General features: G+C 67.0%; 19 protein-coding genes and 2 tRNA genes. 13 read left to right on the top strand and 8 right to left on the bottom strand.

Going from position 1 to position 22,045, the window contains the following annotated elements; all coding sequences use genetic code 11:
- The 8 genes from ACE3RQ_RS18480 to ACE3RQ_RS18445 all read left to right on the top strand — a co-directional run.
- Positions 1 to 504: TetR/AcrR family transcriptional regulator (locus tag ACE3RQ_RS18480; protein ID WP_374523562.1), on the top strand; the 504-nt coding region annotated here is incomplete at its 5' end.
- A gap of 22 nt (positions 505 to 526) precedes the next feature.
- Complete coding sequence (locus tag ACE3RQ_RS18475; protein WP_374523561.1) at positions 527 to 1,693, top strand: efflux RND transporter periplasmic adaptor subunit; 1,167 nt, start codon at positions 527 to 529, stop codon at positions 1,691 to 1,693.
- 10 nt (positions 1,694 to 1,703) lie between these two features.
- On the top strand, positions 1,704 to 4,874 hold the full coding sequence (locus tag ACE3RQ_RS18470) for an efflux RND transporter permease subunit (RefSeq protein WP_374523560.1): 3,171 nt from the start codon (positions 1,704 to 1,706) through the stop codon (positions 4,872 to 4,874).
- Positions 4,875 to 4,915: 41 nt separating this feature from the next.
- Positions 4,916 to 5,620, top strand: coding sequence for a protein-L-isoaspartate O-methyltransferase (locus tag ACE3RQ_RS18465; protein ID WP_374523559.1), 705 nt, complete (start codon positions 4,916 to 4,918; stop codon positions 5,618 to 5,620).
- Positions 5,621 to 5,624: 4 nt separating this feature from the next.
- A complete protein-coding gene (locus tag ACE3RQ_RS18460) occupies positions 5,625 to 5,975 on the top strand; it encodes a rhodanese-like domain-containing protein (protein ID WP_374523558.1) in 351 nt (116 codons plus the stop codon).
- A 16-nt stretch (positions 5,976 to 5,991) separates the two neighbouring features.
- Entirely contained in the window at positions 5,992 to 7,329 is a 1,338-nt protein-coding gene (locus tag ACE3RQ_RS18455; RefSeq protein WP_374523556.1) for a TolC family outer membrane protein, read from the top strand.
- 23 nt (positions 7,330 to 7,352) lie between these two features.
- Positions 7,353 to 8,228, top strand: coding sequence for a hypothetical protein (locus ACE3RQ_RS18450; RefSeq protein WP_374523555.1), 876 nt, complete (start codon positions 7,353 to 7,355; stop codon positions 8,226 to 8,228).
- 63 nt (positions 8,229 to 8,291) lie between these two features.
- On the top strand, positions 8,292 to 9,011 hold the full coding sequence (locus ACE3RQ_RS18445; RefSeq protein WP_374523554.1) for a hypothetical protein: 720 nt from the start codon (positions 8,292 to 8,294) through the stop codon (positions 9,009 to 9,011).
- Positions 9,012 to 9,034: 23 nt separating this feature from the next.
- Here ACE3RQ_RS18445 and ACE3RQ_RS18440 read toward each other — a convergent pair whose 3' ends face one another.
- Genes ACE3RQ_RS18440 through ACE3RQ_RS18420 form a run of 5 tightly spaced genes read right to left on the bottom strand, consistent with a single transcriptional unit; the run spans position 9,035 to position 14,047 of the window.
- Positions 9,035 to 9,973, bottom strand: coding sequence for a glycosyltransferase family 8 protein (locus ACE3RQ_RS18440; protein WP_374523553.1), 939 nt, complete (start codon positions 9,971 to 9,973; stop codon positions 9,035 to 9,037).
- A 9-nt stretch (positions 9,974 to 9,982) separates the two neighbouring features.
- Positions 9,983 to 11,188, bottom strand: coding sequence for an O-antigen ligase family protein (locus tag ACE3RQ_RS18435; RefSeq protein WP_374523551.1), 1,206 nt, complete (start codon positions 11,186 to 11,188; stop codon positions 9,983 to 9,985).
- Complete coding sequence (gene neuC, locus ACE3RQ_RS18430; RefSeq protein ID WP_374523550.1) at positions 11,185 to 12,300, bottom strand: UDP-N-acetylglucosamine 2-epimerase; 1,116 nt, start codon at positions 12,298 to 12,300, stop codon at positions 11,185 to 11,187. The genes ACE3RQ_RS18435 and neuC overlap by 4 nt, the downstream gene beginning before the upstream one ends.
- Positions 12,300 to 13,367 (bottom strand): N-acetylneuraminate synthase family protein, encoded by a 1,068-nt coding sequence (locus tag ACE3RQ_RS18425; RefSeq protein WP_374523549.1) that lies wholly within the window; start codon positions 13,365 to 13,367, stop codon positions 12,300 to 12,302. The genes neuC and ACE3RQ_RS18425 overlap by 1 nt, the downstream gene beginning before the upstream one ends.
- Positions 13,364 to 14,047, bottom strand: coding sequence for a cytidylyltransferase domain-containing protein (locus ACE3RQ_RS18420; protein ID WP_374523548.1), 684 nt, complete (start codon positions 14,045 to 14,047; stop codon positions 13,364 to 13,366). The genes ACE3RQ_RS18425 and ACE3RQ_RS18420 overlap by 4 nt, the downstream gene beginning before the upstream one ends.
- A 126-nt stretch (positions 14,048 to 14,173) precedes the next feature.
- Here ACE3RQ_RS18420 and ACE3RQ_RS18415 point away from each other — a divergent pair, with 126 nt between their 5' ends.
- Both ACE3RQ_RS18415 and ACE3RQ_RS18410 read left to right on the top strand, forming a co-directional pair.
- Positions 14,174 to 15,568, top strand: coding sequence for a 3-deoxy-D-manno-octulosonic acid transferase (locus ACE3RQ_RS18415; RefSeq protein WP_374523547.1), 1,395 nt, complete (start codon positions 14,174 to 14,176; stop codon positions 15,566 to 15,568).
- On the top strand, positions 15,565 to 16,815 hold the full coding sequence (locus ACE3RQ_RS18410) for a 3-deoxy-D-manno-octulosonic acid transferase (protein ID WP_374523546.1): 1,251 nt from the start codon (positions 15,565 to 15,567) through the stop codon (positions 16,813 to 16,815). The genes ACE3RQ_RS18415 and ACE3RQ_RS18410 overlap by 4 nt, the downstream gene beginning before the upstream one ends.
- 15 nt (positions 16,816 to 16,830) lie before the next feature.
- Here ACE3RQ_RS18410 and ACE3RQ_RS18405 read toward each other — a convergent pair whose 3' ends face one another.
- Positions 16,831 to 18,213, bottom strand: a complete 1,383-nt coding sequence (locus ACE3RQ_RS18405; protein WP_374523545.1) for a phosphomannomutase/phosphoglucomutase — start codon at positions 18,211 to 18,213, stop codon at positions 16,831 to 16,833.
- A gap of 116 nt (positions 18,214 to 18,329) precedes the next feature.
- Here ACE3RQ_RS18405 and ACE3RQ_RS18400 point away from each other — a divergent pair, with 116 nt between their 5' ends.
- The 3 genes from ACE3RQ_RS18400 to ACE3RQ_RS18390 are packed head-to-tail and all read left to right on the top strand — an operon-like array spanning position 18,330 to position 21,265.
- On the top strand, positions 18,330 to 19,829 hold the full coding sequence (locus ACE3RQ_RS18400) for an Ada metal-binding domain-containing protein (RefSeq protein WP_374523544.1): 1,500 nt from the start codon (positions 18,330 to 18,332) through the stop codon (positions 19,827 to 19,829).
- Positions 19,826 to 20,341, top strand: a complete 516-nt coding sequence (locus ACE3RQ_RS18395; protein ID WP_374523543.1) for a methylated-DNA--[protein]-cysteine S-methyltransferase — start codon at positions 19,826 to 19,828, stop codon at positions 20,339 to 20,341. The genes ACE3RQ_RS18400 and ACE3RQ_RS18395 overlap by 4 nt, the downstream gene beginning before the upstream one ends.
- 3 nt (positions 20,342 to 20,344) lie before the next feature.
- A complete protein-coding gene (locus tag ACE3RQ_RS18390; RefSeq protein WP_374523542.1) occupies positions 20,345 to 21,265 on the top strand; it encodes a DMT family transporter in 921 nt (306 codons plus the stop codon).
- Between the two features lie 432 nt (positions 21,266 to 21,697).
- On the opposite strand, the gene ACE3RQ_RS18385 is transcribed toward ACE3RQ_RS18390, so the two are convergent.
- Positions 21,698 to 21,774 (bottom strand) — tRNA-Asp (locus ACE3RQ_RS18385).
- Between the two features lie 67 nt (positions 21,775 to 21,841).
- Positions 21,842 to 21,917 (bottom strand) — tRNA-Glu (locus ACE3RQ_RS18380).
- Positions 21,918 to 22,045 lie beyond the last annotated feature (128 nt).

Genomic DNA, 22,045 nt, shown 5'->3' with positions numbered 1-22,045 from the left:
GGCGTGTCCAAGGGCACGCTGTTTCTGTATTTCCCCAGCAAGGAAGACCTGTTCAAGGCGGTGGTGCGCGAAACCATCGCCGGGCGATTTGCCGAATGGAACGAGGAATTCGAGCGCTTTGGCGGCAGCAGCGCTGACCTGGTGCGCCACTGCCTGATGGCCTGGTGGGAGCGCGTGGGCATGACCGAAGCGTCCGGCATTACCAAGCTGGTGATGAGCGAAGCCGGCATGTTTCCCGAGATCGCGGCGTTCTACCAGCAAGAGGTGATCGGCCCGGGGCAAGACCTGATCCGGCGCATCTTGCAGCGCGGCATTGACCGCGGCGACTTCCGGCCCATGTCAGTGGACCTGGCCGTCTACAGCCTGATGGCCCCCATGATTTTTCTGCTGATGTGGAAACACTCCATGGCGCCGTGCTGCCCGGCGACGTCCACCATCGACCCGGTGGCCTTCATCAACACCCAGACCGACCTGCTGCTCAGCGGCATGCTGCGCCGCCCCTGACCCCGCTCTTCTGTCGTCCACCATGAAACTCCCCCGCTCCCGCGCCGCCTGGATTCAATGGGGCCTGCTGGCCGTGCTCGTCGTGGCCGTGGCCCTTGGCCTGGTGCGCGCGCTCAACAAGCGCGCCACGGTGCAGGCACAAGCCAGGCAGGCCGCCGAGGCCTTGCAGCAGACGCCGGTGTACACGCTGGGCACGAACGATCTGGTCACGGTGCGCAGCCTGCCGCTGACGCAGGCAGTGGCCGTCTCGGGCTCGCTCAAGGCACTGCAGATGGCGGCCATCAAGGCCAAGGTGGCGGGCGAACTGCAGGGCCTCAGCAAGCGCGAGGGTGACCCGGTGCAGGCCGGCGAGGTGGTGGGCCGCATCGACAGCACCGAGGCCCAGGCCCGTATGCGCCAGGCCGAGCAGCAGGCGGCCCAGGCCCTGGCCCAGGTGGCCATTGCCAAGCGCACGCAAGACAACAACCAGGCCCTGGTGAAGCAGGGCTTCATCTCGCCCACCGCGCTGGACACCTCCACCGCCAACCTGGCGGCCGCCGAGGCCACGCACCGCGCCGCCCTGGCCGCGCTGGACATTGCGCGCAAGGGCCTGCAAGACACCACGCTGCGCTCGCCCCTGAGCGGGCAGGTGTCGGCGCGCGGCGCGCAAAACGGTGAACGGGTGGCACTGGACGCCCGCGTGCTGGAGGTGGTAGACCTCAGCGCGTTTGAACTGGAGGCCGCCATCGCCCCGGGCGAGGCCGTGCCGGTGGCCGTGGGGCAGCCGGCCGAGCTGGTGGTGGAAGGCATTGCCCAGCCGGTGAAGGCGGTGGTGAGCCGCATCAACCCCAGCGTGCAGGCCGGCAGCCGCAGCGTGCTGGTGTACCTGAAGGTGCCCGCGCAGGCCGGCATGCGCCAGGGCCTGTTCGCGCAGGGGCACATCGCGGTGGGCACGGTGACGGTGCCCGCGGTGCCGCTGGCCGCCGTGCGCAACGACAAGCCACAACCCTACTTGCAGGTGGTGCGCGACAGCCGGGTGGTGCACGTGGCGCTGGCGGCCGGCGCCAGCGGCCTGAGCGGGCGCGAACCCATGCGAGAGGCCAACGGCCTGACCGAGGGCGTGCAGGTGCTGGGCCCGCTGGCAGGTGCCATGCGCGACGGCACCCCGGTTCGCCTGCCCGACGCGCAGCCGGCCAAAGCCGCCAACTGAGGACCGCGCCATGTGGTTCACCCAGGTTTCCTTGCGCAACCCGGTCTTCGCGACCATGGTCATGGTCGCCTTCGTGGTGCTGGGCGCGTTCTCGCTGCAGCGCCTGCAGGTGGACCAGTTCCCCAACATCGACTTCCCCGTGGTAGTGGTCACCACCGCCTACCCCGGCGCTTCGCCCGAGATCGTGGAGTCGGAGGTGACCAAGAAGGTGGAAGAGGCGGTGAACGCCATCGCCGGGGTGAACACCCTCACCTCGCGCAGCTACGAGGGCAGCTCGGTGGTCATCATCGAGTTCCAGCTCACGGTGGACGGCCGCAAGGCGGCCGAGGACGTGCGCGAGAAAATCGCCATCCTGCGCCCCACCCTGCGCGACGAGGTGGAAGAGCCCCGCGTGCTGCGCTTTGACCCGGCCAGCCGCGCCATCTGGTCGGTGGCGGTGGTGCCCCAGGCGGGCGATGGCAAAGCCCCCAGCGCCGTGGCGCTGACCACCTGGGCCGAGCAGGTGCTGAAGAAGCGCCTGGAGAACGTGCGCGGCGTGGGCTCGGTGACGCTGGTGGGCGGCACCAAGCGCAGCGTCAACATCGACCTTGACCCCCGCGCCATGGAGGCCCTGGGCGTGACCACCGACCAGGTGAACGCCGCCGTGCGCAGCGAGAACCAGGACCTGCCCGTGGGCACGCTCAAAACGCCTGAGCGCGAGCGCGTGGTGCAGATGCTCTCGCGGCTGCGCAACCCGCAAGACTTTGAGCAAATCATCGTGGCGCGACGCAACGGCCAGCCGGTGCGGCTGGGCCAGGTGGCGCGCGTGAGCGACGGCGAACAGGAAGTGGAAAGCCTGGCCCTCTACAACGGCCAGCGCACCCTGCTGCTGCAGGTGCAGAAGGCGCAGGACGAAAACACCATCGCCGTGACCGATGGCCTGAAGGCCGCCCTCGACGCCATCGGCCCCGAACTGCCGGCCGGCGTGCGACTGGAACCCATTGCCGACGGTTCGCGACCGATTCGCGTGTCGGTGGCCAACGTGCGCCAGACCCTGATCGAAGGCGCCCTGCTCACCGTGGCCATCGTGTTCCTGTTCCTGAACTCGTGGCGATCGACGGTGATCACCGGGCTGACGCTGCCCATCGCGCTGGTGGGCACCTTTTTCTTCATGAACCTGTTCGGCTTCACCATCAACATGATCACGCTCATGGCGCTGACCTTGTCGGTGGGCCTGCTGATCGACGACGCCATCGTGGTGCGCGAGAACATCGTGCGGCACGTGCAGATGGGCAAGAGCCCCTTCAACGCAGCCATGGACGGCACGCAGGAAATCGGGCTGGCGGTGCTGGCCACCACGCTGTCCATCGTGGCGGTGTTCCTGCCCATTGGCTTCATGGGCGGCATCATCGGCAAGTTCTTCCACGAGTTCGGCATCACCATGGTGGCCGCGGTGCTGATCTCGATGTTCGTGAGCTTCACGCTTGACCCGATGCTGTCTTCTGTGTGGCACGACCCGGCCATCGAGCAGCACGGCAAGCCGCACGAGGCGCGCACGCTCTACGACAAGACCATCGGCCGCGTGACGCACTGGTTTGACCGCTTCCAGGACGAACTGGCCGACACCTACCAGGGCGCCTTGCGCTGGTCATTGCGCCACAAGCTGGCCACCCTGGGCCTGGCCCTGGCCACCTTCGTGGGCAGCCTGTTCATCCTGCCAGTGCTGGGCAGCGAGTTCGTGCCCAAGGCCGACTTCTCCGAAACCTCGGTCAGCTTCCACACGCCGGTGGGTTCCTCTTTGCAGGCCACCGAGGCCAAGGCGCGCGAGGTGGAGGCCGTGCTGCGCGAATTCCCCGAGGTGCAGTACACCCTGGCCACCATCAACACCGGCAACGCCCAGGGCACCATGTACGCCAGCGTCTACGTGCGCCTGGTGGACCGCAAAAACCGCAAGCTCAGCGCCGACGACATGTCGGCCCGCCTGCGCGAGCGCCTGCGCCGCGTGCCGGGCATCACCGTGACACACGCCGGCCTGCTGGACGCCGTGGGCGGCAACAAGCAGATCGAGTTCTCGCTGCAAGGCGACGACCTGGCCGAGCTGGAGCGGCTCACCACGCTCATCATGGAACGCATCCGCCCGATCGTTGGCCTGGTGGACCTGGACGCCAGCGTCAAGCCCAACAAGCCCACGGTGGACGTGCGCCTCAAGCGCGACCTCGCCTCGGACGTGGGCCTGAACACCAGCGCCGTCGCCGGCAGCCTGCGCACCCTGGTGGCCGGTACCACCGTGGGCAACTGGCGCGCGCAAGACGGCGAAAGCTACGACGTGAACGTGCGCCTGGGCCCCGAGCAGCGCGAACGCGCCAGCGACCTGCAGCACCTGCCCTTCGTGGTGGGCTCGGCCAGCGACGGCAGTGCCCGCATCGTGACGCTGGCCCAGGTAGCCGACGTGGTGGAAGGCACCGGCCCCAACCAGATCAACCGCCGCAACCTCAACCGCGAGGTGCAGATCACCGCCAACGTGTACGGCCGCTCGGCCGGCGAGGTCACGGCCGACATCCAGAAAGCCCTGGACAGCATCGCCCTGCCACCCGGCTACAAAACCGAGTTCGGTGGTTCCACCAAGAACATGCGCGAATCGTTCGGCTACGCCCTGTCGGCCCTGGCGCTGGCCATCATCTTCATCTACATGATCCTGGCCAGCCAATTCCAGAGCTTCCTGCAGCCCCTGGCCCTGATGAGTTCGCTGCCGCTCACCATGATCGGCGTGGTGCTGGCGCTGCTGATGTTCGGCTCCAGCATGAGCATGTTCTCGGTGATCGGCATCGTGCTGCTCATGGGCCTGGTCACCAAGAACGCCATCTTGCTGGTGGACTTCGCCATCCGCGCCCGCCGCGGCGACCACGGAGAGGCCCCTCTGCCCCGAGAAGACGCCCTGCTGCTGGCCGCCCGCGTGCGGCTGCGGCCCATCCTGATGACCACCTTGGCCATGATCTTCGGCATGGTGCCGCTGGCCTTTGCCCTCACCGAGGGCTCGGAGCAACGCGCCCCCATGGGGCAGGCGGTGATCGGCGGGGTGATCACCTCGTCCATCCTCACGCTGGTGGTGGTGCCGGTGGTGTATTGCTACCTGGACGACTTCACCGCCTGGTGCCGCCGTCACCTCGGCCTGAGCGCCGCCGACCCGCACCCCACCCGGTAAAATCGGGCAACTTCGTCTAACATACCCGCAGGAGTATAGGAATGGCTTCGCAGAACACCCCCGAACAGCAGCGCCTCGAACAGGCCCGCTTCAACATGATCGAACAGCAGGTTCGGCCATGGGAGGTGCTCGACGCCCGCGTGCTGGAACTGCTGGGCCGCGTGCGCCGTGAAGATTTCGTGCCAGCCGCCCACAAGGCCCTGGCCTTTGCCGACCTGGAACTGCCCCTGAGCCAGCCCGCCGTGGAAGGCCAGTGCCTGCTGGCGCCGAAGGTGCAGGCCCGCCTGGTGCAAGACCTGGCCCTCAAGCCGACAGACAAGGTGCTGGAAATCGGCGCCGGCAGCGGCTACATGACCGCCCTGCTGGCCCAGCTCTCGCAGCGCGTGGTGTCGCTGGAAATTGACCCGGCGCTGGCCGCCCTGGCCCGCGAGAACCTGCAAAAGGCTGGCATCGCCAACGCCGAGGTGCGCCAGGCCGACGCCGCTGCCAACGGTTTTGCCGCCTGCCAGGCCGAGGCCCCGTTCGACGCCATCGTGCTCACCGGCTCGGTGGCCGAGGTGCCGGCCGCCCTGCTCTCGCTGCTGGCCCCCGGTGGCCGCCTGGCCGCCATCGTGGGCGATGAGCCGGTGATGCGCGCCACCATCGTCACCCGCACCGGCGAAGCTGCCTTCCAGACCACGCAGCCCTGGGACATCAACGCCCCGCGCCTGCTGAACTTCCCGCAACCTTCGCGCTTCCGCTTCTGACGCCATGAACGCCATCCGCCCCGCCCAGATTCCCGAGTGGCTGCAGCACGTGGCCGCCGACACCCCCGCGGGGCGGCTGCCCATCGTCCTGGACGTGCGCGAGCCCTGGGAACTGCAAACCGCCTCGGTCAAGCCGGAAGGCTTCGAGCTGGTCGCCATGCCCATGCACACCGTGCCAGCCCGCCTGAGCGAACTGGACCGCGACCACCCCATCGCCTGCCTGTGCCACCACGGCGGGCGCAGCGCACAAGTCACTTACTTCCTGATGAACCAGGGTTTCAGCCACGTGGTCAACATCCACGGCGGCATTCACGCCTGGTCGCAAGAAGTCGATCCCACCGTGCCGGTGTATTGATCCACCAAGGACGCCCATGACCGCCTCGACCGCTGCCCCCTTCCGCCTGCGCCTTCCCCTGCTGTGCGCCGCCCTGGCATTGGCCGGCAGCGCCCAGGCGCAAAGCCTGCTGGAACTCTACGAGGCCGCGCGCGGCTACGACGCCACCTACCTGGCGGCCCGCGCGCAGTTTGACGCCAGCCAGGCCCAGGCCGACCAGGCCCGCGCCGGGCTTCTGCCACAAGTGGGGCTGGGAGCAGCGGCCAACGCCTCGCGGCGAGACAGCGAACTCAACAGCCTGGACGGCAACAGCAACAGCCAGAGCGTCACCCTGTCGGCCAGCCAGCCGCTCTACCGGCCCGCCAACCGCCTGACCAACGAACAAGCCGGCCTGAGCCGCGACATCGCCCAGGCGCGCCTGACCCAGGCCGAGCAAGACCTGGTGGTGCGAACCACACAGGCCTACTTCGACGTGCTCGCCGCCGACGACACCCTCACCTTCGTGCGCGCCCAGAAAACCGCCGTGGCCGAGCAACTGGCCGCTGCCAAGCGCAACTTCGAGGTGGGCACCGCCACCGTCACCGATTCGCGCGAGGCCCAGGCCCGCTATGACCTGGTGATCGCCCAGGAAATCGCCGCCGAGAACGACCTGCGGGTGAAAAAGCTCGCGCTTGACCAGTTGGTGGGCCGCGCCGGCACGGCGCCCAAGCCCCTGGCCGCCCCGGTGACCCTGCCGCCCCTTCAACCGCAAGACCCGCAGGCCTGGCTGAACCGCGCACAAGAGGGGCACCCCGCCGTGCTGCAGGCCCAGCGCGCCTTCGACATCGCCCAACTGGAAACCCAGAAAGCCGAGGCCGGTCACAAGCCCACGCTCGACCTGGTGGGCTCGTATGGCGTGAGCCGGGCCCCGTCGGGCATCACCGGCGTGAACGGCAACATCCGCAACCACACCACCAGCATCGGGCTGCAGTTCAACCTGCCCCTGTTCGCCGGTTTTGCCGTGCAGAACCGCGTGAAGGAAACCCTGTCCCTGGAAGAAAAGGCCCGCAACGACCTGGAAGGCGCCCGCCGCAGCGTGGACCAGGCCATTCGCAGCGCCTACTTCGGCGTGGTCTCGGGCCAGAGCCAGGTGAAGGCCCTGGAGGCCGCCGAGGCCTCCAGCCAGAGCGCGCTGGACGCCAACCGCCTGGGCTACCAAGTGGGTGTGCGCATCAACATCGACGTGCTCAACGCCCAGAGCCAGCTCTTCCAGACCAAACGCGACCTCGCCCAGGCCCGCTACAACGTGCTGCTCGGCAACCTGCGCCTGCGCCAGGCCAGCGGCGTGCTGCAAGCCGACGACCTGCGCCCGATCGACGCGCTGCTGGCGAAGTAAGGCTTCGTCGCCATCTTGTGTTTATGAACGCCCCCGTGTCCACCGCCTGGCAGTGCGTGCTCATCTGCTGGGGCACCAAGTACCCGGTCTCCATCGTCAACCGCCTGGTGCAAGCGATCGCCGAGCACAGCCCCGGTGTGTCCCGCTTCACCTTGCTGACCGATCGCGAGCGCCCCGGCCTGGACCCTCGGGTGACCACGGTGGACATGCCCGAGTTCTACCGCCAGCCGGCGCTGATGCGATCGGGCTGCCAGGCCAAGCTGTGCATGTTCGAGAAGGGCGTGCTGCCCACCGACCTGCCCACCATCTATGTTGACCTGGACACTCTGGTGTTCGGCGATCTTGGCGCGGCCCTGGCCCTGATGGACAGTCCCCAGACGGTGGCCATGCTGCAAAGCGCGATCATCCCCTTCGGTCCGCTGGGCCGCTGGGTGTATCGCCAGACCGATGGCCGCAAGTACGCCCGCGGCAACTCCTCGCTGGTGGTGTTTCACCCGGCGCATTGCCACTACATCGCTCAGCGTTTTCGCGAGCTGTTCGCGCAACACCCCGATCTCGGTTACCGCCCCATGGCCGCGGATGAGCGCTTCATCAGCTGGGCGGCTCAGCCGTACATGAAGGCGCTGCGCGGTGACTTCGCGGTCAAGCTCACGCTGGAATACATGTCGCGCAGCCGCTGGTGGCTCTGGATCAAGCCGCTCATGCCCTGGGTGCGCCGCCGCCGTTGCCGCCAAGTGGCCATCACGCTCAACGGCATCGACATCAAGCCAGAGAGCCTGGTAAAGCTGCGCGACGGCGATGTGGTCACCGACAACAAAGGCCGAGCGCTGATCTGGTCAGGCTGGACGCTGGGCAGAATGCGCCAGCGCATCCTGGACTTCTACGCCGGCGTGGTCTGACGTCTCACTGGCCCAGCCTGCTGCCCTGGTATTTCCGGGCCGCCTTCTCGAATGCCATTTGCCATGAACGCCACCGAACTGTCCCGCCCGCATTGCCCCCCCATCGTCTGTGTGCTCAAGAGCGGTGGCCACTACTGCGGCGATCACGTGAAGGCCCTCGCAGACAACGTGCGCCAGTTCAACCCCGGCGCCCGTGTTGTCTGCCTGAGCGACATCGAACTGCGCGGCGTGGACGTTGAGCGCGTGCCCCTGCGGCATGATCTCAAGGGCTGGTTCTCCAAGCTGGAGGTGTTTGAGCTGGATGAGCCCGAGCTTCTCTACCTGGACCTGGACGTGGTGGTCACCGGCCCCATTCAGGTGGCACTGGGCCCTGGCCTCTTTTTGCTGCGCGACTTTGGTGTCGGTGCCGTCAACTCCAGCGTGATGTACGTGCGTGGCAACTTCCGCCCGATCCTCGACACCTTCCTGAGCAACCGGGACGGCTTTACTGCCGAGTACGCCGTGCCAGAGAAATGGGGCGACCAGGACTTCATCCGTGACCACGGCCAGATCACTGGCTTCATCCAAGACTTGGCCCCGGGCCTGGCGGCCTCTTGGAAGCGCGACCTGCACTATCAGATGGGCTGGATTCGCCAGCCCCCTGGCATTCTGGTCTTTCACGGCAAACCCAAGCCCGACGAACTCACCATCCGCCATGCGCCCGGAAAGGGGCTGTACGTGTTCGGCTGGCGCTACTGGCCCAAGTCACTGCTCAAACGCTTGCGTCGCGGCAGCACTACCTAACGCTGCCTGCCAGCCACTCGTGCTCAGGCGCGGCGATGACTGACGGTGGTGAGCGCGGTGTCGAAACGCGAGAGGTAGCGCGACCAGGCTCGGAAGTACCACAAGCACTTCAGCAATGCCTTGCCCTGCTGCGCCAGTTCTGGCGCTTCGTCCACCTGCGCCACGTCGCCGACCGGCTCGCCCAGCGAGCGCAGGAAGTCTGCGTAACGCTCGCGATAGCGCCGGGGAATGGTGCCCGACGGAGGATGCCACGGCTTGCGCACACCGGAGAAATGAATCAACTGCGGCGACACCCACTCGGTGAGGAAGGCATTGCGATAGGAATACTGCCAGTTCCACACCGGCGACAACTCCAGCCAGTCGTCCTTGAACGCCAGGTTCAGCAGGCTCTGGTCGTGCCGGTGCAGCACGTGGCCGTGCCGCTCGCAAAGATCCACCATGCGCTGGTAGGCGCCCTGCGCCAGCCAGGCCTTTGAGTCGATCAGGAGCACTCCAGCGTTGAAGTAGCTCGAGTGTGAAAGCCTCAATGCCTCGAACTCGGCGACCTGCCTTTTGGGTCGTACCGATTGGTGCACATCCAAAACCGCGGCGATGGCATGTCCCCGCATGTCCAAGGAGAACAACTCGGGTAGCCTGCTTGAATTCACAAACAAGTCGGTATCAAGATACAACACTCTTTTGTACAGCTTCGCGAGATTTTCGATCGCAGGAATTCGCCAATAGGTGAACTCTCTCAATCTTTCATTCAAGGGAAGATGCTGAATGAACCCTGGCATCTCGATGGTTCTGTGCATGGCACCCACCGAGCCTACTGGCCCCAAGTCCTCACCGGAACAGACGACCACATCAGCATCTAATCCAGGGATGAACTTCAACTGCCAAGCAACAAACCATGCCGCCTTCAGGTAGGCCTTGTCGCAAGTCAGTAATATGCAGTTATTTGACATGAAATTCAATTTCAAACAAAGAGACTAGCCATCTTTCGCATTCACATGACCTCGCCTGATAGATATCAAACCAAGAATCGGAACAAAAAGATAAACAAAGCCACGGTACCAAAGCGGAGAATCAACCATACAAGACATTAAAAATACAATCAATACCGGCATGGCGATGAAATGAAAACTTAAGCGGCGCAAATGATAGCCTGCAATTGAAATCAACATTCCCACAAAAGTCGCAAGTCCAAAAATTCCTTGCTCAAGCCAGATCAACAAAAACTGATTGTGCGGATGAATGCAGCCCACAGCACACATCTGAGCATCTGCAAACTTGCGCTCAACGAGAGCACCGTAACTCCCGGTTCCATAACCCCACAGCGGATGCTCTTGAATCAGACCCCAGGTCGTCGCCCACATGTAGCGCCTGGAGCCGATCGACGAATAATTAGTTGAACCATCGTACTGCTGCCACTCAGACAACCCCAGCAAAACCCGATCCCTGACGACCGGATTGAGAGAGAAAATAAAAACAAGTGTCAATAAGGCCAACCCGAGGCCAGTCAGCCGCCAACTTCTGGGGAACCGAATCCCAACTGCAAACAAAACCATCACACCCCACGACAAGTATCCCAGGCGTTGCGGACTGATGAGCAATACCCCACCACTTGCAGCCAGAAAGCCCAGCACCAACCAACTGCGCCGTATCGCAGAAGTATGGCGTTCTAGCAACTGATGCAGACACCACCCAGAGAAAATAGCTAGCGCAACAGCCTGCGGCAATCGATTGAAGAAGACACTTGCTGGCTGTGCAGTGTCGCCCACCCAACTCGGCGTGTACCAAAACAGACCATACACATGGGCCAGGAGCACCACAATGCCCGCGGCGAAGAACTGCCAGCACCTATCAACGTCATCTGGTCGGGTCATTGTCGACACCACAATCGGAATCAACAATAGCTTCCAATAAACGTTCAGCGCTGATGTCGTCTGCCCCGCAGGGTCGGACCATAATGCCGTAACAAACATCCAAAGCACCAGCACGACGGCCAGCAAAGTGGCGGGATTACGAACAATCAAAGAGACTCGCTCCCTGTAATTCCCGACAAAAAGCCACGCCAAAAGTGCCAGCACAGCGAACAAGGTAAAGAGGCTTCGCGACAGGGCAAGCGACGCAAACAGCCCAAAAATGGCGAAGCGGGTCAACCGATTCGCCCAACCCATCACACCTAATTTCATTGCGCAAACGCCTTCTGCAAAGGCCTTTGCCAGAACCCTTCATCGCGAAGAATCTCCACGAAGCGCGCCGCGGCATCGCCGGCGCCGAAGGTGGTGTCGGCGGGGAAGCGGCGGCCCCAGGTGTCGCGCAGGAAGGTGTCGATGACCTCGGTGTCGAAGGCCGAGCAACTGGTGATGGACGGGCCGCTGGCGCGGTTGTTCTGGCGGGTGCCCACGTCCAGGCTGGGCACGCCCAGGAAGGGCGCTTCGCGCACGCCGGCGCTGCTGTTGCCGATCATGGCGCTGGCGTTCTTCATCAATTCAGAGAAGTAGTTGAAGCGCATGGACGGGATCTGGCGGAAACGCTCTTTCGGCAGGCGGTCGAGCACCGCGAAGATGTCTTCGGTGCCCGGGTCGTTGTTGGGCGAAATCACCACGAAGTGGCGCCCGCTGGCCTCAAGCCGGCCGAAGAGCGAGGCGGCCTGCTGGCCGATGGTGTCGGCCTCGGAGGTGACGGGGTGGAACACCGCGATGCCGTAGTCGTCGAAGGGAATGGCGTAGCGGCGCTTGACCTCGTCGATGCCCACGCCCGAGTCGCGGGCGTGGGTGTCCAGCTCGGGCGAGCCGATGTTGTAAACGCTGCCCGGCGCCTCGCCCAGGGCCAGCACGCGCTGGCGCGCCGGCTCGGAACTCACGAAGTGGGTGCTGCAGAGCTTGGTGTTGCAGTGGCGGATGCTCTCGTCGATGGTGCCCGAGACCTCGCCGCCTTCGATGTGGGCCGAGGGGATGTACTTCATGGCGCACACGATGGAGGCGGCCAGCGCCTCCACGCGGTCACCGTGGATCACCACCAGGTCGGGCCGGTGCTCGTGCACAAAGTCCGAAAAGCCCAGGATGGTCTTGGACAGGATGAAGTCTTGCGCGTCGCCCTCGCGCTGGTTCACGAACTCGAAGAACTCGGCATCGGGAAAGCGCCGCACCTCCAGCCGGGTCTCGCCGTAGCGCCGCATCATGTGCATGCCGGTGATGAAGAAGCTGATGGCAAAGCCGGCCTGCTGGGCCGCGTGGGCCAGCGGTTCGAGCTTGCCGTAGTCGGCCCGGGTGCCGGTGACAAAGAGCAGGCGCTGGTTCATCACGAGTTGGCCAGGGGCGTCACGCCGTCCAGGTCAGACCACAGCAGTTGCTGGTTGCGCTTGACGGCGCGGGTCAGGCGCGCGCCGATCAGGCGGTCAAAGTGCTGCACCGAAATCTCACCCGAGCCGGGGCGGCGGGCCCAGATGTCGCGCTCGGTGATCACGTGGCCGGCCGGCAAATCCTGGTCGGCCACGATGGAGCCGCGCGCGAAGCGGTACACGTCTTCCTCGGGCGCGGTGCGCACCTTGGGGTTCATCAGCGCGGTGTGGATCTCGCGCGAGCGGTCGATCAGGAACTTCAGCTCGGCCGGGTCCATCGAGCAGGGAATGTCGGGGCCCTTGCGGTAGCGGGTATCGGTGAAGTGGCGCTCAAGAATGCAGGCGCCCAGCGCCACCGAGGAGATGGCCATCTCGGGGCCGATGCTGTGGTCGGAGAAGCCGATCACCGCCTTGGGGAAGGCGCGGCGCAGCTCGCCAATGCCTTGCAGGCTCACGATCTCGGGCGGCGAGGGGTAGAGGTTGGTGCACTCCAGCAGCGCATACGGCACGCCCGCGTCGTCCAGGGCCTGCACCGAGGGGCGCAGGCTGTCGATGGTCTGCATGCCGGTGCTCAGAATCACCGGCTTGCCGAAGCTGGCGATGTGGCGGATCAGGGGCACGTGGTTGGCCTCGCCCGAGCCGATCTTGAAGCCGGCCACGCCGATCTCGGCCAGAAAGTCGGCCGCGGCGCGCGAGAAGGGCGTGGAGATGTAGATCAGGCCCAGCGACTCGGCATAAGCCTTGAGCGCGATCTCGTCGTCCTTGGACAAGGCGCATTCCTGCATCACGTGCCAGATGGACTTGTCGGCGTTGGGCGGGAAGATGGCCTTGGCCTCGTCGGTCATCTCGTCGTCCACGAAGTGGGTCTGGTGCTTGACCATCTCGCAGCCGGCCTTGGCCGCGGCCAGCACCATGCCCTTGGCCACTTCCAGGCTGCCGCCGTGGTTGATGCCGATCTCGGCAATGACCAGCGGCGGCTGGTCGGCGGCGATCTCGCGGTGCGCGATCTTCAGGCGGGGAATGCTCATGGCTGTGTCCTCAAAAGCGCTTCGGCGCGCTCGAAATCTTGCAGGTTGTCGATGTCGTGGCTGCGCTCGGCCGGCATCACCAGCGCGCCAATGTGTTCGCTCACAAAGCTGCCGCTGGCCACGAAGCGGGCCGCGTCCAGCACATAGACCGCACCGTTGGGCTTGACCACGGGCGGCAGGCTCTGGCGGTTGGCAAAGCAGTGGGCCGGGTCAGACAGCGGCACGAAGCGGTCGCCCTCAAGGCGGCCCCATTTCAGCACGCTGCGGTCGGCCTCGGTCACGCTCATCACCAGCTCAAAGGCGCCGGTGGCGTAAAGCGCCAGGCCCTGGCGGATGTCGTCGGCGCTGCGCAGCGGCGAGGTGGCCTGCAGCAACACCACCGGCCCGCTCACCTGGGCGGCCTGAAGCGCGTGCACCAGCACCGGCGCCATGGGCACGGTGTCGCCGGCCAGCTCGGCCGGGCGGCGCACCAGCGCCACCTCGGGCGGCAGCTCGGCACTCCAAAGGGCCTCGATGTCGGTGGTGACGACCACGCGCGCCGCGCCGGCCTGCAGCGCCTGGTCCACCGCGTGGCGGTACAGGGGCTTGCCGGCCAGCGGTCGGGTGTTTTTGGACGGGAGGCCCTTGGAGCCGGCGCGCAAGGGAATCACGGCGGTCCAGGCCGACAGCAGTTGGGGCATGAGAGAGGGGCTTTCCTGGGGCCTGGGCCCGCCGTTGCGTCAGGCGGGCGCCAGGGCCGTCACTATACTGAATCCCCTTTGACGCCGGGCGCCCTGCCCGGCCTTTGTCGATTGCCGTCTGCCCGCATGCCCAGCCCCACGCCCCACCGCCCATCGCGCCCCTTCCCGCCCACCTGGCGGCTGTCGCTGATGATCGCCCTGTACGAGCTGGCCTGGCACCTGCTGCTGCCCCTGGTGCTGCTGTTCCTGTGGCGCCGTGGCAAGAAAGAGCCGCTGTACCGCGCCCACTGGGTGGAGCGCTTCGGCGGCGTGGACACGCGCCTGATCCACCCCATCTGGGTGCACTCGGCCTCCATGGGCGAAATGCGCGGCGCGGCGCCGCTCATCCGCGCGCTGGTGGACGCCGGCCACCCGGTGCTGGTCACCACCCTCACCCCGGCCGGCCGCACGGCGGGGCACACGCTGTTTCAAGAGGCCATTGCCCGCGGCCGCCTGCAGGTGAGCTACGTGCCGCTGGAGCTGTCGTGGGCCGTGGCGCGCTTCGTCCGCCGGGTGCGGCCGCGCGCCGCTCTCATGACCGAGATCGACACCTGGCCCGTGCTGCTGGCCGGTATCCGCCGCGCCGGCGTGCCGCTGGCCATGGCCAACGCCCAGTACCCCAAGAAGAGCATCGAGCGCGACCGCCGCTGGGGCGGCTTCCGGGCCTCGCTGTTCCAGGCCTACCAGCTGGTGCTGTGCAAATCGGAAACCCACGCCCAGCGCTTTCGCGACGTGGGCTGCGAGCGCGTGGTGGTGGCCGGCGAAACCCGGTTTGACCTGCCCGTGTCACCCACCCAGATCGCCGCCGCCCTGGCCCTGCACCAGCCGTGGCAACTGGCCACCGGCGTGGCCGGGGGCCGCCCGGTGCTGTGCTTTGCCAGCGCCATCGTGGGCGAAGACGAGCAATTCATCGACGCCATCCGCCAGGTGCAGGCCGGCGTGAAGGCCGCCGGCCTGCCGCCCTTGCTGGTGGTGTACGTGCCGCGCAGCCCGCAACGCTTTGACACCGTGGCCGACCTGATGCAGGCCGCCGGCCTGCGCGTGGCCCGACGCAGCCGCACGCTGGACGCCGCGCTGACCCCGGTGGCCGACGCGCCCGACATGGCCAACATCGACGTGCTGCTGGGCGACTCGCTGGGCGAGATGTACTTCTTTTTGGCCCTGTCGCAGGTGGTGGTGGTGGGCGCATCTTTCGTGCCACTGGGCGCACACAACGTGATCGAGCCCCTGGCCCTGCGCAAGCCGGTGATGGTGGGGCCCAGCATCTGGGGCATTGAGTACCCCGGCGTCGAGGCCCTGGCGGCCGGTGTGCTGCAGCAGCACCACACCATCAGCAGCCTGGCCCAGTCGCTCACCGGCCTGCTCACCTCGCCCGAGGCCTACGCCCAAGCCATCGCCGGGGCCGAGGCCTTCTACGCCGAGCACGGCGGCGCCACGGCCAAGCACATGGCCGCGCTTATGCCCTGGCTGGAGCGCCGTTGAAACCCGCCCTGCTGGCCTACCTGGGCCTCTCGCGCCTGATGGCGCCCGTGTGGCGCTGGGGCCTGGGGCACCGGCTCAAGAAAGGCAAGGAAACCGAGGCCAGCGTGCAGCAGAAGCTGGGCCTGGCCTACGCGCAGCGGCCCGCCGGCCCGCTCATCTGGGGCCACGCCGTGGGCGTGGGCGAGGCCAACGCCCTGGCTGGCCTGTTCGCCCGCCTCACCGAAGAGCACCCGGGGCTGCACTGCCTCATCACCACCACCGCCCGCACCTCGGGCGATGCCCTGGCCCGCACCGGCCTACCGCCGCGCTGCCAGCACCAGTTCGCCCCGGTGGACACACCCGACGCGGTGCGCCGCTTTCTGGACCACTGGCAACCCGACCTGGCCGTGTGGTGCGAGATGGACCTGTGGCCCGCCCTCATTGCCGAAACCGACCGCCGCCACATTCCCCGCGTGCTGGTGAACGCGCGCCTGTCGGCCGAGTCGCTGGCCAAGCGGCGCTGGGGCCGCTGGCTGTACCGGGCGCTGCTGCCGGGCTTTCGCGAGCTGTTCGCGCAAAACGTGGAATCGGCCGAGGGCCTGGTGAGCCTGGGCGCGCCGCGCCAGCAGATCACCGTGACCGGCACCATCAAATCACTGGTGCCGCCCCTGGGCCATGACGCCGCCGCACTGCAGGCCTGGCAGGCGGCGCTGGGCCAGCGCCCGGTGTGGCTGCTGGCCTCCAGCCACCCGGGCGAAGAAGCCCTGGCGCTGGCGGCGCACGAGCGGCTGCGCCAGCAATGCCCCGATGCCTTGCTCATCATCGCCCCACGCGCCCCGGCGCGCGGGGCCGAGGTGGCGGCCCTGGCCGGGCCCGGCACCCCGCTGCGCAGCGCGGGTGCCGCCCTGCCCGGCGCGGGCCCGGTGTACGTGGCCGACACCATTGGCGAAATGGGCCTGTGGTACCGGCTGGCACCGGTGGCCCTGGTGGGCGGGTCGTTCGCGCGCGTGGGCGGGCACAACCCGCACGAGCCGCTGGCCCTGGGCTGCGGCGTGCTGCACGGACCGAATGTGTGGAACTTTGCCGAGAGTTACGACCGGCTCGACGCGCAGGGCTTCACCCACCCGGTGAACGAGGTGGGCGGCATCGTCACCGGGGTGTTGTCGGCCTGGCAGCGGCCGCACCGCCTGGAAGCACCGCCTCCCGAGCCGCAGGCCCAGGTGGTGCTGCAGCGCTTGCGCTCGTTGCTCCCGACCTGGCCGGCCTGATACCGAGCGCAGCGCTCAGTGCGCGCTGGCGCCCACCACCGCGTCGGGCTTGCCCTTTTTCAGCAGGTCCAGCATGGCAGCCTCGATGCGGTGCAGCGCCTCGGGCGTGTGGCCCTCAAAGCGCAGCACCAGCACCGGCGTGGTGTTGGAGGCGCGCACCAGGCCAAAGCCATCGGGCCAGTCCACACGCACACCGTCGATGGTGGACACCTTGGCCGGCGCGTCAAAGGCGGCCAGTTCCACCAGCTTCTTCACCACCGCGTGCGGCTCGCCTTCGGCGCAGGCCACGTTCAGCTCGGGCGTGCTGTGGCTGGTGGGCAGGCCGTTGAGCACGGCGTTGGCATCGGGGTGGCGGCTCAGGATTTCCAGCAGGCGCGCGCCGGCGTAGGTGCCGTCGTCAAAGCCGAACCAGCGCTCTTTGAAAAAGATGTGGCCGCTCATCTCGCCGCCCAGCGGGCTGTTGAGTTCCTTCATGCGCGCCTTGATGAGCGAGTGGCCAGTCTTGTAGATGTGGGCCTTGCCGCCGGCGGCCTCAATGGCGGGCGCCAGGCGCTGCGAGCACTTCACGTCAAAGATGATGTCGCCGCCCGGCACGCGCGACAGCACGTCTTGCGCGAACAGAATCATCTGGCGGTCGGGGAAGATGTTCTGGCCGTCCTTGGTGACGATGCCCAGGCGGTCGCCGTCGCCGTCGAAGGCCATGCCGATCTCGGCGTCGGTGCTGGCCAGGGTGCGGATCACGTCCTGCAGGTTCTCGGGCTTGCTCGGGTCGGGGTGGTGGTTGGGAAAGTCACCGTCCACATCGCTGAACAGCTCGATCACCTCGCAACCCAAGGCGCGGAACAGCGCGGGGGCGTAGGCACCGGCCACGCCGTTGCCGCAATCCACCACCACCTTCATCGGGCGCGAGAGCTTCACGTCGCCCACGATGCGGGCCTGGTAATCGGCCGCCACGCTCACCTGGCGCACGCTGCCGCCCGTGGCCTTGACGCCACCTTCGCTCTCAATGAGCTGGCGCAGCGCCTGGATGTCGTCGCCATAAATGGCGCGGCCACCCAGCACCATCTTGAAGCCGTTGTAGTCCTTGGGGTTGTGGCTGCCCGTGACCTGAATGCCGCTGCGGCACAGAGTGCTGGCCGCGAAGTACAGCATGGGCGTGGTCACCATGCCCACGTCGATCACCTCGATGCCAGCGGCCACCAGCCCGCGCATCAAGGCACCGGCCAGGGACGGGCCCGACAAGCGCCCGTCGCGCCCGACCGCCACCGTGGTCTCGCCCTGCTGCCGCGCCACCGTGCCGAAGGCCAGGCCCAGGGCTTCGGCCACGCCCTCGTCGAGGGTGGCGGGCACGACGCCGCGGATGTCATAGGCCTTGAAGATCGATGCGGACACTTGCATGAAGAGGGCTCCCGTTGGTGAAAGCGCCAATTGTAGAAACGCGCAGGTGACAGGCCTGTGCAGCACACGTCCGAAAATGGCCAGTGCGCCGGCCCGCCCGGCCCTACCATCCCCCCATGAACGCGCCCACCGACCTCGACGACGACGCCCGCTACCGCGCGCTGTGCTCGCGCGATGCGCGGTTTGACGGGCGCTTTTTCGTGGGCGTCAGTTCCACCGGTATCTACTGCCGGCCCATCTGCGCCGTGAAAACCCCGCGCCGCGAAAACTGCCACTTCTTCGCCATCCCGGCCCAGGCCGAACAGGCGGGCTTTCGCCCCTGCCTGCGCTGCCGGCCCGAACTCGCCCCCGCGCAGCGCCATTGGTCCAGCACCGACGCCGGCAGCATCCTGCTGCACCAAGCCCTGCAATGGCTTGACCACGCACCCGACACCGGCCCCTCCCCCAGCGCCGCCGAGCTGGCCGCCCACCTGGGCGTGAGCGACCGGCACCTGCGCCGAATCTTTGAACAGCACCTGGGCGTGTCACCCCTGCAGTACCGCCAGACCCGCCAACTGCTGCGCGCCAAGCAGTGGCTCAGCGACACCGCCCTGCCCGTGGCCGAGGTGGCCTGGCGCGCCGGCTTCGGCAGCGTGCGCCGCTTCAACGACGCGGTGCGGCGCCATTACGGCATGAGCCCCACCGAACTGCGCCGCGGCGCCGGCCAGGGGCGCTCGGGCGGCGGCCTGTTCCTCAGCGCCCGCGAGCCCTGGGACGCCAACGCCTGGCTGGGCTTTCTGCAGCGCCACGCCACGCCCGGCGTCGAGCAGGTAGACCCCAACGTCGGGCGCTGGCAGCGCACGGTGCGCCTCATCGATGCCGACGGACAGGCGCGGCACGGCTGGCTCAGTGCCCAGGTGACGCGCCGCGCCGGGCGCAGTGGCCTGACGCTGCGTGTCAGCGAAGGGCTGGCACCGGTGCTGCCCCTGGTGATGGAGCGTGTGCGCGCCGTGGCCGACCTCGACGCCGACCCTGCCGCCATCGACGTGGTGCTGGGCGCCTCGCTGCCACACGGCCAAGGCCTGCGGGTGGCCGGTGCGTTTGATGGCTTTGAACTCGCGGTGCAGGCCGTGCTGGGCCAGCAAATCACGCTGGCCGCCGCCCGCGCCCTGGGCGCGCGGCTGGTGGCGCACACCGGGCAGCCCATCGACACCGGCACCGACGGCCTGGCCTACCTCTTCCCCAGCCCTGAGCGCATCGCCGACACCAGCGCCGAGGCGCTGGGCCGCCTGGGCCTGATCCGCCAGCGCCAGACCGCCCTGCTCGCCCTGGTCCGCGCGGTGCTCGACGGGCGCCTGCCCCTCTCGCCCGGCGCTGACCCCGACACCACGCTCGACACCCTGCAATCCCTGCCCGGCATCGGCCCCTGGACCGCCCACTACATCGCCATGCGCGCCCTCGAATGGCCCGACGCCTGGCCCGCGCAAGACGTGGTGATCCACCGCGCGCTCGGTCTGAGCGGCAGCCCCGCCCAGAACAGCCGACAAGCCGTGCAGCTCGCCGAGGCCTGGCGGCCCTGGCGCGCCTATGCCGCCATGCGCTTGTGGCAATCCACCCTCACCGAACAGCCCACATGAAACTCCTGCTCCACGCCCACTTCATCGAAGTGCCCACCCCGCTGGGCACCATGACACTGGCCAGCACCCCGGCCGGCCTGGCCGGCGCCTGGTTCCTTGACCAGCGCGACCCGCCCAGCGCCGAGGAACGCCGCACCTGGCAAGCCGGCGAAGCCGAGCCAGTGCTGCAGGCCGGCCGCCAATGGCTGCACGCCTACTTCGCCGGTGAAGCACCGCACTGGAGCGGCCCGCTCGACCTCTCGCGCGGCACCGCCTTCCAGCAGGCCGTGTGGCGCGCCCTGCTGGAAATTCCCCACGGCCGCACCAGCCGCTACGGCGCCATCGCCGAGCGAATCGGGCGCCCGACGGCCGTGCGCGCGGCCGGCGCCGCCATCGGGGCCAACCCGGTCAGCCTGATCGTGCCTTGCCACCGCGTCGTGGGCGCCGACGGCAGCCTCACCGGCTATGCCGGCGGTCTGCCGCGCAAGGTGGCGCTGCTGGCCCTCGAATCGCCCAACCGGCCTTTGGTCTGAGCCATGTCCCCTTTGCTGCTGCTCGAATTCCTGGCGCTGGGCGCCCTGTGGGGCGCCTCGTTTCTGTTCATGCGGCTGGGCGCGGCCGACTTCGGCCCGTTGGCCACGGCCGGCCTGCGCGTGGGCATCGCCGCCGTGGCGCTGCTGCCCTTGCTGGCCTGGCCCGGCGTGTGGCGTGACCTCAAGTCGCGCGCCCTGCCCATCCTGGCGGTGGGCGTGCTGAACTCAGCCATTCCCTTCGCGCTGTTTTCCTACGCGGTGATGCACATAGGCACCGGGCTCACCTCCATCCTGAACGCCACCGTGCCCATGACCGGCGCACTCGTGGCCTGGGTCTGGCTCAAGGAACGCCCTGGCGCCAGTCGGCTGCTGGGTCTGCTGATCGGCTTTGGTGGCGTGGCCTTGCTGGTGATCGGCAAGTCAGGGCTTGGTGGCTGGCTCAGGGCCTCCAGCGCCGACGCACTGCTGGCCATGGGCGCCTGCCTGCTGGCCACCCTGTGCTACGGCATTGCCGCCAGCTACACCAAGCGCTTCCTGAGTGGCCTGCACCCGCTGGCCACCACCACCGGCAGCCTCTGGGGCGCCACCTTCGCCCTGGCCTTGCCCATGACCCTGAGCTGGCCAACCCAGGCCCCTGGCCTGCAAGCCTGGCTGGCGGTGACGGCAGTGGCTGTGTTGTGCACCGCCGTGGCCTACGGGCTCTTTTTTCACCTCATTGCCCAGGCCGGCCCAAGCAAGGCACTCACCGTGACCTTCCTGCTGCCCGTGTTTGCGCTCGTGTATGGCGTGGTGTTCTTGCAGGAAGAGGTCACGCTGTGGATGCTCGGCTGCGGCCTGGTGGTGCTGTTGGGCACCGGCCTGTCCACCGGATTGCTGCGCGCGGAGATGCTTTGGCGAAAAAAAACCCGCTCATCGATGAGATGAGCGGGCGATGAAGGGGTCGGAGGACCCTTGGAGAACCACAAATACGGGTACCAGCATACGGGTAAACCATGATTTGTGCACATCAATGGACCATTGCCAAGATCGAAACAAACCAAGATCCGATAGACGGAACTGGTCCGTGAGCCCAACGCTCATAGGCACCCCATGTGAGCAAAGGTCGCGAGCAACTGGGCAAGCACCCCCTCGCCTTCATCCGGCCGGCCACGCCTTGGCGATGGTCAGAAAGTGTGGAAAGGAATCGCCAAGGTCGCTGAACGGCCGGTCGGGTTGTCTGGACAGGCTTGCTGCCCGCCGAGAGGTGAATGGGAACCCCAGCGCGGTGGCTTGTGTGCCGAGTGTTCGTTTTGTGCGCCTGGACAGCACAAAAGACAAACGGCTTGCACAATTTCTTGCGCAAGCCGTTGTTTTGTTTGGCGGAGTGGACGGGGCTCGAACCCGCGACCCCCGGCGTGACAGGCCGGTATTCTAACCAACTGAACTACCACTCCTGGTAGATGGCTTTCGTTCTTTCGAACCAAGTGCCACCACTTGTGCCCACATGCCTTGCGGCTTGTTTGGCGACCCTACGGGGATTCGAACCCCGGTACTCACCGTGAAAGGGTGATGTCCTAGGCCTCTAGACGATAGGGTCATAACCTGGACTGGAATCCCGCATTGTATCAGAAACAAAACTGTATTTTTTGCTTCCGTCGCAATGCGCGACTCTGAATTTTGGTGGAGGTAAGCGGGATCGAACCGCTGACCTCTTGCATGCCATGC

Source organism: Hydrogenophaga sp. (assembly GCF_041913525.1).
GTDB lineage: Bacteria > Pseudomonadota > Gammaproteobacteria > Burkholderiales > Burkholderiaceae_C > Hydrogenophaga.
The sequence above is the reverse complement of the archived record's forward strand: the minus strand, read 5'-3'. Positions and strand labels throughout refer to the sequence as shown.